Raw genomic sequence first — 12,427 nt, 5'->3', positions numbered from 1 at the left:
TCCCGTCCGCTTTGCGGATAAGGATGGATTCTCCAAGCTTGACGACAAGGGTCAGCTCTCCCTGAGAGAGCTGGCCTTTCTTGCTTTAGCGAGAGAACGCCGCAGCGTGAATGCCTGCGGGTAGCTTCGCGTTGGCGAGGTCAAGATCATCTTTCATCACGGGGATCACGATTTCGGATAGGTTCGGCGGTGAAGGATAGGTCTGGCTGAACGTGAGATGGAGCGAGTAGCTCGGCGCTTTTCCTTTTGAGCTGTCGAGGGCGGTCAGTGTGCGCGTTTCGTCGGCAAGTGAGCGGAGTTGGGCGGCTTGCTTGGCATCGTCGGCAGTGATCAGGATTTCACGAATGATCTTGGCGGCCGATGCATAGGTCAGCACGACAACTACACCCGGCTTCTTCAAGCGCGCGTCTTTCACCTCGTCTTCCGGTACTTGTAAGCCCAGGTAGCGCGTTTCTACGGTTTCGCGAGATATCGAGAAGCTCACCAACGGCAAGTACGTGTCGAAGAGATGCTGACCGTTCTTCAGTTTGTAGACAGACCACCAATCCACTTCTTCGGTTCCGCGGGACGCCACAAACAGAGCATTGTCGAGCGTATGTCCATCGGTTCCGGTGGTGCTCACGGTGAACAAAGGTTTCTGTTTGAGATCGGTTCCGAGCGGCCAGGCTTCGAGGGTGATCGTGGCTTCCTCGCCGATGTCGCCGGCGGTGCGCTTTGAGGCCGTGGTTTTTCGAAGCAGCAGCGACTGGTTGCCGGCCTTGCCCCGTTCGAAGAGATCCACCATTTCGAAACTCACGTTGCGAATGTTGATGTTTTCAGAGCCGTCGGTTTCTTTCGAATAATTGAACGTGGAAGTGGATTGTGCGGTTACGTCCGGCTTGGCCTGTGCGGCGGCAAATGTGCTGAACGCGAACAGCACTATGAGACCACGATGCAACGTACGCATTGAGAGTCCTTTGGGGAATGTCTGGAATGCGTGAGAAGAATGGCAGAGCGATTGAGTCGGGTAAAGTAGAATTCATATCGCTGTCGCCAACCAGAGCGGCAGAATGGGACAATACCAATCATGCAAACATCCAAAACTTCCATCCTTGTGCTTCTCGCGACAGGAATGGCGCTGAGCGGACTCGGCTTGGCGCAGACACCTGCTGCTTCCACCAAACCCGCCACCGGCACTAAGACCGCAACAGCCACACCTGCCACGAAAGGCACAACCGCAAAGAGCACAACCGCCGCTCCGTTGAAACTCACGACCGACAAAGAAAAGGCGAGTTACGCCATCGGTATGAGCGTCGGCAAGAAGATCCACGACGATAAGGTCGACATCAACCTGCTGCTTCTCCAGCGTGGACTGAAGGATGGGATTGCAGGCGGGAAGGCTTTGCTAACTGACGAGGAAGTGCGTACGGCTTTGGTAAACCTGCAGAAGACGATGCGGGACGACATGCTGGCGAAGAACAAGAAGCAGGGCGTAGATTACCTGGCGGCAAACAAAGCGAAGCCGGGCGTGGTTACGCTGCCGGATGGGCTGCAATATAAGGTCATCCAGCAAGGATCAGGACCGAAGCCGACTGCTTCAGATTCAGTGGTGTGCAACTACAAGGGCACCTTCATCGATGGCAAAGAGTTTGACAGCTCGTACAAGCGCGGGGAGCCCGCTACGTTTCCGGTCACTGGTGTGATCAAAGGTTGGACGGAAGTGTTGCAGATGATGCCGGTGGGATCAAAATGGCAGCTCGTCATACCCTCTGAGCTTGCGTACGGAGAGAACGGCCGTCCCAGCATTCCGCCCAATTCCACGCTGGTCTTCGAAGTGGAACTCGTGAAGATTGCGGAGAAGCCGAAAGCGGAACCCGCGCCCCAAGCAACGGATGGTGCCGGCCAGCCAGGTCAGCAGGCGCCGCCCGATAAATCTTCGCAGCCCCCGCAAAACCCTAAGAACTAGTTAACCAGTTTCCCCGAATGGCAGGTCGAAAAGACCTGCCACTCTTTTTGGGTACAAATAGCTTGGCTGAACTAGGCCGGACAACTACACTACCGCCACCCGAGATCCCCCTTATGGACAGCAGAACGACCAATCTGAAGCTGAAGTACCGGATCGAAGAGCGGCCGGGAGTGGGATGGGCGGCTATCTCTGACGACCCGGGTATGGAGACGATCGAGGCGGCAAGCAAGGTGGAGCTTTTCGAGAAGCTCCGGGAGAAAACTGCCGCATTGATTGGAAGTCAGCTGCCCACGAGCCTCGACGGACTCGACGCGGAGCAACAAGATGGGCGTGCGGACCGTAACGTCGTGGTCAGCATCGATTCGAAGCGGAGGAGCGGCGTTGAGACAGATCCGCAATACATTGCCGGCAACGATCCCACGCCGCTTGCCAGCCAGGGAACGGGCTCGAACATTTGGAAAATCCTCTTCTTCCTGCTTCTCGCGCTAGTGATAGGGTGGGTGCTGCTCCACCGTTAGCGACGTCGAACCAAAAGCAATGCATCCAGACCACACTCAATCGGACAGAATCCCAATACCGCACTTGCGGCAATTGTGGGAACGCACGCAGACCGTACGTAGCTCTGGGACAACTGCCTCCAACGCAGGCAGCGAACTCGATCCAATTTTGATCCACGCCCTCGGATTGAATCTTCTGGAGACGTTCCGCTACCTCTACAGTTCAAACAGAAATTTCGGAGAATTCGAGGATTGGATTTTCCAGAAGAATAACGGGGTTCTTACCACCGAGCGTATTCAGCAGATCAATGCGGCGCTCGCAGGAGAGGCTGCAGCGGAAGACGGCGGGTCGCGAGGGGTTGAGCCGATTCTCTCAGCCGCTGAGATGGAACATTGGGAAGAACATGGCTACGTGGTGCTGCATGACGCGGTCACGCCGGGCGAGTGCAAAGCGGCGGCGGACCTCCTATGTGAGCACCTGCATGTGGACCTCGCGAATCCGCAGACATGGTATCCGGACGACATGAAGGCGACGATCATGGTTGAGCTGGTGTACCATCCCGCGCTCCAGGCCACCCGCGAATCGCAGCGGATTCGGCGGGCGTTTGGGCAGATTTGGGGAACGGACAATCTTGTGTCAACCAACGACCGTTGCGGTTTCAATCCACCGGAGCGGCCGGGATTTCGCTTTCCGGGGCCGCACTTGCATTGGGACACCAGTCTCTCGCCACCGCTGCCACTGGGTACGCAGGGAATTCTTTATTTGACGGACACGGACGCCGAGCAAGGCGCGTTCACCTGCGTGACCGGCTTTCATCGGCGGCTAGAGTCGTGGATGGCGAGCCTGCCCCCGGGTGCGAACCCACGCACGCAAGACCTGAACGCCGAAGCCGTGCCGATCGCGGGAAAAGCCGGAGACCTCGTGATCTGGCATATCGGACTTCCGCACGGCAGCCGGCCTAATCGCGCGCAGAAGCCGCGGTTGGTGCAATACATCAACATGTATCCGCCCGACCGCGTTGATAACAGGCCCTGGATTTAAGGCCTCAGTAAGAGTACGGCGTCTTTTTTGTCCACTCACTCTTCGGATACTTCGAGTGCAGCAGTTGGAACGCCTGCTTGCTGTAGGAAGAATTCTTGTCGTCGCCGCATCCGTAACGCGTGGCTCGGACGACGAGATGTAGTGCCTCAGGAATGCGCGGATCGTCGGGCGTGGTCTTGGCCCACGTGAGCACTTCGCGGCCTAGATAGCTGGGCGCTGCGTTGAGCTTCGAAAGCGTGTCCCATTCGGTTGCAGCCTGCTTCTGCTCGCCCGTGTTGAGGAATGCTGCGATGGGCGCCGCGGGGGGCTTCGCGGGGGCTTCCGGATTGTCGCCGGTGACGTCCTTCCAATTTGTGGTCGTTGATTTCACGCCGACATCCTCGCACCACCAGTTGTCGCGATAGTTGTCGATCTTGTCGACTTCGGCGTCGCGCTGCATGTTGGGTACGAGGTAGGGGCGCATCCCCGGATTGTGCAGCACTGCCCAGAGCATCGTGTGGTGGCGCTGTTCGTCGGTGGTGTCTTTGGCGTATTCGTCCGCGTAAGTGGCGAGCACAGGTGTGTTCTGCTTTACCTGCGCAGCGAGCGAATTGGCAATCTTCGAATCATCAAGAACGAGGGCGCGTACCCACGTGGCTTGTGCGACCTGCGCTTGCAGAGGTTTGGTGAGCTGCGACTTTGTCGTGGCGGAATCAAGAAGCGTTAGGGGTACGGCGCGGTTTAGCACGGAGGCGGAGTCGGTATCAAAGTAAACGTCGTTCGGCGTGTTTGGCGGAGCTTGGGTTCCTTGTTTGATGTTGGCCTGGGTGTGATGGCCCTCGGCATCTTCTCGCGGCGCGAACTGGAGGAAGTCGTCATAGCTGGTGGCCATCGCCATGCGATTTCCCCAGAAAAGGTTGCGTGAGGAGATAGGAGCGTCTTTGCCGAGATAGGCAAGATTGGCGTCGATGAGTGTGCGGGCGTCTTTATCGTTCTTCATTGCGCGGAGTAAAACTATGCGCTGGTAGAGCACGGTGAGGAGGCGCGGATCGTGGGCGTCGACTTTTTCGGCAGCGGTTAAGAGGTCTTTTGTAGCCGCATCGTTTGCACCAACGGAAGTGATCGCGGCGACCAGCCAGGGCATGGACCTGGTTTCTTTCCACTTCGCGATGGCGTGGTCTTTTTCTTTGTCGCCGGCCTGGAAGGTGCGGATCCAATCGGTTAGATCGTCTTTGCGGACATCGTTCGTAGCGTCGCCTGAGCCGAAGTCCATCATGTAGCGGTAGTCGATGAAGTCCTGCGTGAGGTCGGTGCTGGTGCCGTTGCTGAGACGCTGCGCCAGTTCGCGCGTGTAGGCGTTGGCGTTGACACGGGCTTCTACGAACCCGAGCATTTTCGACGTCGCTGGATGTACCGATGCGAGGCTTTTGTCGGCGAGAATGGCTTTTAGTTTTTGCTCGGCATCAGACATCAATTTCTGGTCGTACCTCTGCTGTTCGGTGCCCTTCAGCGTCGCAGCGCGGATGAGCGAGCGCGCTCCGAGATATAGTCCCCACTGTCGCCATGGCGAGGTCTTGTCTTGCCCGATGGCATCGAAACGTTGCTGCGCTTGAACCAGTTGATCGGGATTGCCGCTGTAGAAGAGTGCGGATGCGATTTGGTAATCGCGATCCTGCTTGAGCAGTGCGTTGTTGGTTGCGACGGCTGGCGGCTGATTGAAGACCTTGCCCGAGCAGTTAGCGAAGACGGCGTCCTGACCGGCGACCCAGGCTTTCACGTCGGCGCTGTTGGCTCCCCATTTCTGCTGGCGATCGTGCAGTGTTTGGACGGCGGTCCTGAAGGCGTCGTCGTTACAGTTCAGGAAGGTCTGATAATCGCCGAACGGTTTGTTGGGTTCGACGTTTGCATCCGCAGGAAGTTGTTCTCCCATCGCCTTCGAACGCTCTTCGACCCAGACCTTGGACGGCGGCGGTGGCGGAGTCGGCTGGTTACTGTTATCGGCCATGCCATACAAGCCGTATTGGTCAGCATATTGGGCTTCGTCGGTCAGCAGGCGATCGATGGAGGCGGTCTCCTTCGGAGTGAAGGGATGGCCGCTCAAATTGCGGTACGCCGCGACGAGGAACAATCGGTAGTAAGTTGGCTTCACGACGCCGAGTTTGCTGGCGACGTAGTCCTTGATTGGGTAGTCGGGATGGGGATCGAAAGAGAATGTAGCGAATTCAAAGAACGGGCCACACGAAAAAATGTTTTGCGGAACCACGACAACGAGTGCCAGTAAGAATGTTAACAACGTACGTTGCAGAGTCCTCATCGGGCAAGCCTTTCGAGCAAGTGCTGATAATCGGTTTCTGTCCATGCGGCGGGAGCGAAGGCGTAGACACGCACGGCGGAATCAAAGCGGGGCCAAGGTTCGTCGAGCGAAATGCCGACGCTGTTGCGACAGAGCGGTTCGCGAAGTTTGCCGACGTCCCAGTGTGAGCGGCGGATGTTCTGATCGTCCACTCCCATGCGGAAATACATCGGCACGGCTTCGTCTACCGGTAGGTTGGCGATCCAGTCGTCGCCCTCGCACCACGAGACGAGCGCGGTCATGGAGAGCGGAATATCTCTCGGCAATTTCGCGCGAAGATCTTTGAGCAGGGAGCGGTAGAAGTCGCGCTGGGAAGAGGTGGCGTCAAAGTCGATCTGGATTGCTTCGGTGTCAGCATTGCCGGCAAATTTCGTGATCTCAGAAACCACTCTTGCGCGCGTGGCGTCCGAAAGGTCGGAATTTGCGGACGCCTGAATTCGCACTACAGCGATGTAGGTCGCGCCATCGGGCGCTGAGACGGGCTGATTGCGTGGCTCGAATTTCAGCGGAGAAAGCGAGATTGTTTCAGCTAGAACCGCGACGGCGGTCTTGTGCTTGTCGATGAAGGTGAGTTTCTCGGGACGTTGCCAGGCCCAGACGGTGGTGACTGGGAAGTTTTCCATCTTCGACTGGGAGTTGCGCACGCGTGCGACCCAGAGGGTGAGGTACGACACGGCGACAATGGCCACGATGAGCAAGCGCTTCCACATCGGCGGATGAGCGCGAGTATAGAGCTAAGTTGTTTGAAAAAAAAGTGCGACGCTGCCTCGGATAGCACGTCCGGTCCGATTTTCGGCTAGGTTTCTATTCGAACCGCAGCGCCTGCATGGGATCAATCCTCATCGCCCGGCGTGCCGGAACCCATGAGGCGACCAAAGCAACAACTCCCACCATCAACGGGACGGCGACGAACGTCAGCAGATCCGTGGGGCTAGTCTGGAACAGAAAGCTGCGCATCAGATTTCGGCACAGATATGCGGCTGAAACCCCGACTGCCGAACCGGTCAGACTCAGCGCGAGGCTCTGTTTTAACACCAGAATTGCAACTTGACGTTTATTGGCTCCAAGCGCAAGGCGGAGGCCGATTTCGCGCGTACGCCAGCTTACGGTGTAGGCGATAAGACTGTAGATGCCCATTCCCCCGACGGCCGCGCCGAGTGCGGCGAATGCGACCAGCAGGAAGGTGAGTGAGCGAGAGTTGGCGGTGGATGCGGTGAGCACTTCGTCGAGAGTGCGGACGTGCGCGACGGTGGCGGTGGGATCGATTTCAGTCACGAGTTGCCGAACGGAACCCGCGACACCAGACACGTTGGTGCTGGAACGCACGACAAGATTCATCGTCGAGAATTCACGATTCGGCGCGAGTGGAAGGTAGACCTCCCATCCCGAATCACGATCCAGTCGCTCGTGACGTGTATCCGATACGACGCCAACGATCACCGAAGCGGTTTCTGGATCGATCACTCCGGGAGAGGATTCGTTATCGGTGTGGACGATGCGTTTGCCGATCGGATTCTGTCCTGGCCAGAAATGCGAAGCCATCGCGGCATTCACGATCACCGCGCGACTGGAGCCCGAAGCGTCGCTTTGATCGAAGTATCGGCCTTGCAGCAGTGAGATACCCATCAGCCGGAAATAGCCGTCGGATGCGATGCGCCCGGCCGAAACGTTAGCTGGTTGTCGCGCCTCTCGGGGATGGTTTTCGGCGTCGAAGACATACCAGAGATCGTCGCCGCCCATGGGCAGGGTATCGACAATAGCGGCCTTCTCAATGCCCGGCAGCGCTTGCGCGCGCTCCAGCAAATTGTGGAAGAAGTTGGCACAGTTGCCGCGAATATCGCAAGCTTTGCGGTCGAGCGAGACCTGCACACCAACCACATGCTGCACTTCGAATCCCGGATTCACGCTCGCGAGACGATACAAGCTGCGCAACATCACGCCGGCAGCGAGGATCACTACGACCACGATTGCCACTTGGCCAATCACCAGCATGCGCGAAATGGAGAATCGCTTGGCGGTTCCGAAGACATTGTTTGCGTTGGAGCGCAGTTTCTCCTGCACATCGCTGGCGGAATTCCAGGCGGGCACGAGGCCGGCGAGAATTCCGGTCAACAGTGAGACCGCGGCTGCGAACATCAAGACGCCGGGATGCAGAGAGATATCGGCAAGGCGTGGTGTCTCCGGCGGCAGAATAATCTTGAGAATTCTCAGTCCTGCCCACGCCAACAGCACACCTACTACTCCCGCAAATACGGATAGCAAAAGACTCTCAGTAAGCAACTGTCGAACGAGCCGGGGAATGCTCGCGCCGAGCGCACTGCGAATCGCAATCTCACGTTGGCGAGACGCGGCGCGTGCCAGTAGCAGGTTCGCGACGTTGGCAGACGCAATCAGCAGCACCAAACCAACGGCTCCCAGCAGGAGATAGAACTTCGGTGCGCTTTCGCCGACGATGGAGTCCAGCAACGGGCGCACGCTGATGTCGGCGGCCCATTTGTCGGGCATGCGCCACGGGAAGAGAGCCAACATCTGTGGGTGAATTGTGCGTAGTTGTGCCTGTGCCGCGTTGGCGGTCACGCCGGGTTTGAGGCGCCCGATCGCTCGGAGATTGAAAAACGTGGCCCAAGGATCGTTCTGCTTGGAGTCGTCAAATGAAATCGGTAGCCAGATCTGGGTATCGTTATCGGGAAAGCGGACATTCTTGGGAGCGACGCCGAGTACTTGTCGCGGAATGCCGTCGACGTGCACCGTCGAGCCAACAATACTCGGATTAGCGCCGAAGTGACTTCGCCAGAACGCATAGGACAGCACTACCACGCGATCCTGGCCAGAGCGTTCCTCTTCCGGACTAAAGAAGCGTCCGAGCAGCGGCTGCACAGAAAGCGTATCGAAGAAGTTCACGCTGACCGTACTGCCGTAAGTGCGGTCGGAGGCGTTGGTGCCGGCGAGGTTGTACTCCTGATTCAGCGAGTACCCGGAGACGAACGCGAACCCGCTGCCCTGCCGTTGGTATTCGCGCACCCAGCCCTTCGGATACGGGGTATCGGCTTGGAGAGCAACTAAAGTCTCGGGATGTGGGAAGGGCAAAGGCCGGAGGAGGACCGAATCCACCGCGCTGAAAATGGCAGTATTGGCGCCAATCCCGAGCGCCAGAGTCAAAATGGCAACGATGGCGAAACCAGGGCTGCGGCGCAACTGGCGCCAGGCGTAGCGAAGATCGCGAAACGAAATCATCGGTCCCTCGAACCCTTCAAAGTAGCATCCGAAGTTCCAACCAGTGTCGGCTTAAATATCACTGCTGCTTCCACTTACCCAAACAGGATAATGGTCGGTGTCCGGAATCGAAATCTCCGGCTCCGAAATCGGACACCGACCTACCGTACGCTTAGAACCCGCGCAAGAACGTTTCGGCCAACAATCTAAAGGTGCAGGCCGCAAACGCTGCCTGTAACCCACTCTGGATGAGTCATTTGGACGCGGGCCGGTAGGTTTACGGCGCAAGGGCTAAGGGGTGACAAGCCAGAGACATTGCAACGAATCTGGTGCAAGTTGGTGGCAATGCAGAATTTGGCGATTCGTGGCCTCTATAATCAATGCTCACAGAACCGGTCGGCCGCCGTCCAAATGCAATGAAAGGCGACATTTAGCTCTTTCAACGTCACGCAGGCGGGTGCACTGGATGGCGAGTGAAGCAGTAGTCCGGTCGCTGACTGGCATTCCCGGTGCGACCGTGACGAGCGGTAGGCCGGGCAAGAGCGGTTCTGAGAAACCCTCAACGACGAGAGGGGACGTGGTTGGGCAGACCCTGAGCCGAGTGAACGATGCCGATCTAATACGTGCTTCGCAGCGCGGAGACCATGCCGCGTTTGAGGAACTCGTGCGTCAGTACGATTCGGCGGTGCTGCGCCTGGCGCTGCACCTTACGCGTTCGGAGTCGGACGCCCAGGACATTTACCAGGAAGCATTCCTCAAGGCGTATCGGAACATCGGCAATTTCCGCTTTGAGTGTTCGTTTTATACCTGGATTTACCGCATCGTCACCAACCTTTGCCTGGACCTTCTTCGCAAGCGCCAGGTGCGCAAGGAAGACGCTCCGGTCGCGACCGATCAGCGCGGCGAAGAGTATGACCTGCTCGATCAGGTTGCCGACGATCGCTCGGGTGCGTCTCCAGAACGCGACTTGATGCGACGCGAGTTAGGTTCGCGCATTGCAAAGGCATTGGAGAAACTGACGCCTCGGGAACGCATGGTTTTCGAGATGAAGCATTATCAGGGTCTGAAGCTGAGGACCATCGGCGAGATCCTGAACACTACGGAAGAGACGGCCAAGAACACACTCTTCCGGGGCACGCAGAAACTACGAGCGGCCCTGGCCGACATGAAGAGGAAGTAAGCAATGAACTGCGATTGGGTACAACAGAACGTTACCCTTTATCTCTACAACGAACTCGGGGACGACGCGCGCCACGAAGTGGAAGCGCACTTGATGCGTTGCAACGCGTGTACCGTCGAGCTTGAGTCCGCGAAGAACTTCCAGGAGCTGATGTTGGAGCTGCCGGCTCCGGAAGTGACACCGAACCTGTTGGCGTCGTCGCGCATGAAGTTGCAGGAGTCTCTCGAACAGGCTGAGCAACTGCGTGGCTGGCGCCGCTTTATCCTCGACCCGATGGCGCTGCTGCATCGTATGCGTGTTGCCCCCGCATTGGCAGCGGCGATTTTCATTTTCGGCTTCGGTGGCGGATTGGCAACGATGTACAGCCTGCATCCGAATTCGGCAGTACCGATCATCGGGCGTGGCGAAATACACGATATGGCGAAAGCCTCGATCGGGCCGGTACGCTCGATCGAAGTGCAACCGAATTCCGACCAGGTAACAATCAACTACGATCGCGTTCTGCCCGAGAGAGTACAAGGCTCCGCGAACGATCAGCGTATCCAGGACCTGCTAGCCTACGCGGCCCGCAACAACGACAACTCCGGTGTGCGGCTTGATTCCGTCGGCGTACTGGCGAAGAAGGGCGATGATCCGGCAGCCCGCGAAACGCTGACCTACTCGCTCCGTTATGACAGCAATCCGGGTGTTCGCCTCAAGGCGCTGGAAGCGCTTCAGCCTTATGTTGGCGATGATGTGCGGGTCCGCAACGCGGTGCTTGAAGCGCTGCTTAACGATAGCAATCCCGGCGTGCGCTCCGGCGCTATCCATCTGCTCGAGCCGGTGAAGTCGGATACGAGCGTGCGTGCAGCGCTTGAGCAGTTGTCGAAGGAAGATCCGAACGATTACATCCGCAGCGAGTCGAAGCGCATGCTTCAGGCCGCTCCGGAATTGGACTAGGAAAGCAAGGGATGGAAGTTACCGAGTGGTGCCAGCGACAATTGAGCGGCGGGAAACGTGCCATCGTTTATTGCGCTGTCGTTGCATTTCTCTCGACAGCTTCGAACGCTCAATCGCAGGCGGCCCCAAAGTTTTATCAGCAAGGCGCGCAGTGGGTGGAAGAGTTCAGCGGATTTGCACCGATCTCGCACATGCTGAAAGTGATGATGTCGGTTGGGGCCATTCATATCGAAGGCGGCGGGCAAGACGAGATCAGCTATACCGTGCGTAAGCGATGCATGCGCAGCACGCAGGAAGCGGCTCGCAAGATTTTCGACCAGTTCCGGGTTTTCACGGCGAAGAAGACAGATGCCACGATCATCCAGGGCGACTGGCTAGGCGGCAAAGACGTGAATGATCTGATGGCCGACCTTTTCGTCCAAGTACCGCCGAGCGTAAGCGCCGTTGCGGTAAATGCGAAGGAAGGGAATGTCACGGTCAGGGCGATCCGTGCCAAGCTCGACATTGATACGTCGGCCGGGAACATTGATCTCGACCAGATTGCAGGAGCGGTAAAGGCACACACTTCCGGCGGCTTTATCACCGCTGGTACGCTGCTTGGCGATGCCCAGCTGAAGAGTGGCGCGGGCAATGTGCAGGCGCGGGCCATCAGTGGCAAGGCCACGTTGTGGACCGCAGGTGGTACGACATCGCTTGGGAGCGCGCGCTGGTGCTGGCTGGAGACACTGGCGGGCAACATCAGCGTGGACCATTGTGACGGCGAGACGCACGCGATCAGCGGTGGGGGTAGCATCACGCTGGGGAACATCAACGGCGACGTCTTCGCGCAGACTGGCGGAGGACGCATCCAACTCGCGAGCGCCGCAGGACATGTCACGGCGGCAACCGGTGGTGGCGCGGTGGAATTGCATCGAGTGGCGCGAGGTGTTCAGGTGGATTCCGGCGTGGGCGCGATTTCGGTAGAATTTTCGGGATCGCCAAGGACATTCAGCGACTCGCTGATCCGCACCTCGTCTGGCGATGTGATTGTGTACGTGTCGGACAGCCTGCCGATGACCGTCCACGCCGCGAGTGATATGACGCGCGGCCCGGGAATCAGCAGCGAGTTTCCAGAGATAAAGATTACGTCCGAAGGTGGAAAATATGGACCGAAGTCGATGTTCGCCGAGGGTACACTGAATGGCGGCGGCCCGGTCCTGAAAGTTCGGACGACGATAGGGCAGATCGAGTTCCACCGGACAAACACGGCGGTGTCTGCAAAATGATCTGCAAAATGAGT

10 protein-coding genes are annotated in these 12,427 nt (G+C 57.9%); 6 read left to right on the top strand and 4 right to left on the bottom strand.

The annotated features are described in order from the left end of the window. Positions 1-85: 85 nt before the first annotated feature. A complete protein-coding gene (locus ACID345_RS23590) occupies positions 86-946 on the bottom strand; it encodes a hypothetical protein (RefSeq protein WP_011525331.1) in 861 nt (286 codons plus the stop codon). A 120-nt stretch (positions 947-1,066) separates the two neighbouring features. Between ACID345_RS23590 and ACID345_RS23585 the strand changes: the two genes are divergently transcribed. The 3 genes from ACID345_RS23585 (at position 1,067) to ACID345_RS23575 (ending at position 3,484) form a co-directional block, all read left to right on the top strand. Beyond that, a complete protein-coding gene (locus ACID345_RS23585; protein ID WP_011525330.1) occupies positions 1,067-1,945 on the top strand; it encodes an FKBP-type peptidyl-prolyl cis-trans isomerase in 879 nt (292 codons plus the stop codon). Positions 1,946-2,058: 113 nt separating this feature from the next. Beyond that, entirely contained in the window at positions 2,059-2,463 is a 405-nt protein-coding gene (locus tag ACID345_RS23580) for a hypothetical protein (RefSeq protein ID WP_041856040.1), read from the top strand. 64 nt (positions 2,464-2,527) lie between these two features. Then, positions 2,528-3,484, top strand: coding sequence for a phytanoyl-CoA dioxygenase family protein (locus ACID345_RS23575; protein ID WP_187148903.1), 957 nt, complete (start codon positions 2,528-2,530; stop codon positions 3,482-3,484). 4 nt (positions 3,485-3,488) lie between these two features. On the opposite strand, the gene ACID345_RS23570 is transcribed toward ACID345_RS23575, so the two are convergent. The 3 genes from ACID345_RS23570 to ACID345_RS23560 all read right to left on the bottom strand — a co-directional run bounded on the left by ACID345_RS23570 (position 3,489) and on the right by ACID345_RS23560 (position 9,050). After that, positions 3,489-5,756, bottom strand: a complete 2,268-nt coding sequence (locus ACID345_RS23570; protein WP_041856039.1) for a hypothetical protein — start codon at positions 5,754-5,756, stop codon at positions 3,489-3,491. Positions 5,757-5,773: 17 nt separating this feature from the next. Then, on the bottom strand, positions 5,774-6,526 hold the full coding sequence (locus ACID345_RS23565; protein WP_011525326.1) for a DUF3142 domain-containing protein: 753 nt from the start codon (positions 6,524-6,526) through the stop codon (positions 5,774-5,776). Between the two features lie 94 nt (positions 6,527-6,620). After that, on the bottom strand, positions 6,621-9,050 hold the full coding sequence (locus tag ACID345_RS23560; protein WP_011525325.1) for an ABC transporter permease: 2,430 nt from the start codon (positions 9,048-9,050) through the stop codon (positions 6,621-6,623). Between the two features lie 445 nt (positions 9,051-9,495). Here ACID345_RS23560 and ACID345_RS23555 point away from each other — a divergent pair, with 445 nt between their 5' ends. From ACID345_RS23555 to ACID345_RS23545, 3 genes are read left to right on the top strand one after another with little or no spacing between them, the layout of a single operon-like run. Continuing rightward, the gene (locus tag ACID345_RS23555) at positions 9,496-10,209 is read left to right on the top strand and encodes an RNA polymerase sigma factor (RefSeq protein ID WP_011525324.1); all 714 of its coding nucleotides are present in this window, start codon (positions 9,496-9,498) and stop codon (positions 10,207-10,209) included. Positions 10,210-10,212: 3 nt separating this feature from the next. Next, positions 10,213-11,148: a HEAT repeat domain-containing protein gene (locus ACID345_RS26090; RefSeq protein ID WP_011525323.1), complete on the top strand. Its 936-nt coding sequence runs from the start codon at positions 10,213-10,215 to the stop codon at positions 11,146-11,148. 11 nt (positions 11,149-11,159) lie between these two features. After that, the gene (locus tag ACID345_RS23545; protein WP_011525322.1) at positions 11,160-12,413 is read left to right on the top strand and encodes a DUF4097 family beta strand repeat-containing protein; all 1,254 of its coding nucleotides are present in this window, start codon (positions 11,160-11,162) and stop codon (positions 12,411-12,413) included. Positions 12,414-12,427: the final 14 nt, after the last annotated feature.

The sequence above is a fragment of the Candidatus Koribacter versatilis Ellin345 genome (genome assembly GCF_000014005.1).
Taxonomy (GTDB): domain Bacteria; phylum Acidobacteriota; class Terriglobia; order Terriglobales; family Acidobacteriaceae; genus Korobacter; species Korobacter versatilis_A.
The sequence above is the reverse complement of the archived record's forward strand: the minus strand, read 5'-3'. Positions and strand labels throughout refer to the sequence as shown.

Coding starts and splice junctions, on each gene's coding strand:
- ACID345_RS23590 (WP_011525331.1), bottom strand. CDS start 946: ATGCGTACGTTGCATCGTGGTCTCATAGTGCTGTTCGCGTTCAGCACA.
- ACID345_RS23585 (WP_011525330.1), top strand. CDS start 1,067: ATGCAAACATCCAAAACTTCCATCCTTGTGCTTCTCGCGACAGGAATG.
- ACID345_RS23580 (WP_041856040.1), top strand. CDS start 2,059: ATGGACAGCAGAACGACCAATCTGAAGCTGAAGTACCGGATCGAAGAG.
- ACID345_RS23565 (WP_011525326.1), bottom strand. CDS start 6,526: ATGTGGAAGCGCTTGCTCATCGTGGCCATTGTCGCCGTGTCGTACCTC.
- ACID345_RS23560 (WP_011525325.1), bottom strand. CDS start 9,050: ATGATTTCGTTTCGCGATCTTCGCTACGCCTGGCGCCAGTTGCGCCGC.
- ACID345_RS23555 (WP_011525324.1), top strand. CDS start 9,496: ATGGCGAGTGAAGCAGTAGTCCGGTCGCTGACTGGCATTCCCGGTGCG.
- ACID345_RS26090 (WP_011525323.1), top strand. CDS start 10,213: ATGAACTGCGATTGGGTACAACAGAACGTTACCCTTTATCTCTACAAC.
- ACID345_RS23545 (WP_011525322.1), top strand. CDS start 11,160: ATGGAAGTTACCGAGTGGTGCCAGCGACAATTGAGCGGCGGGAAACGT.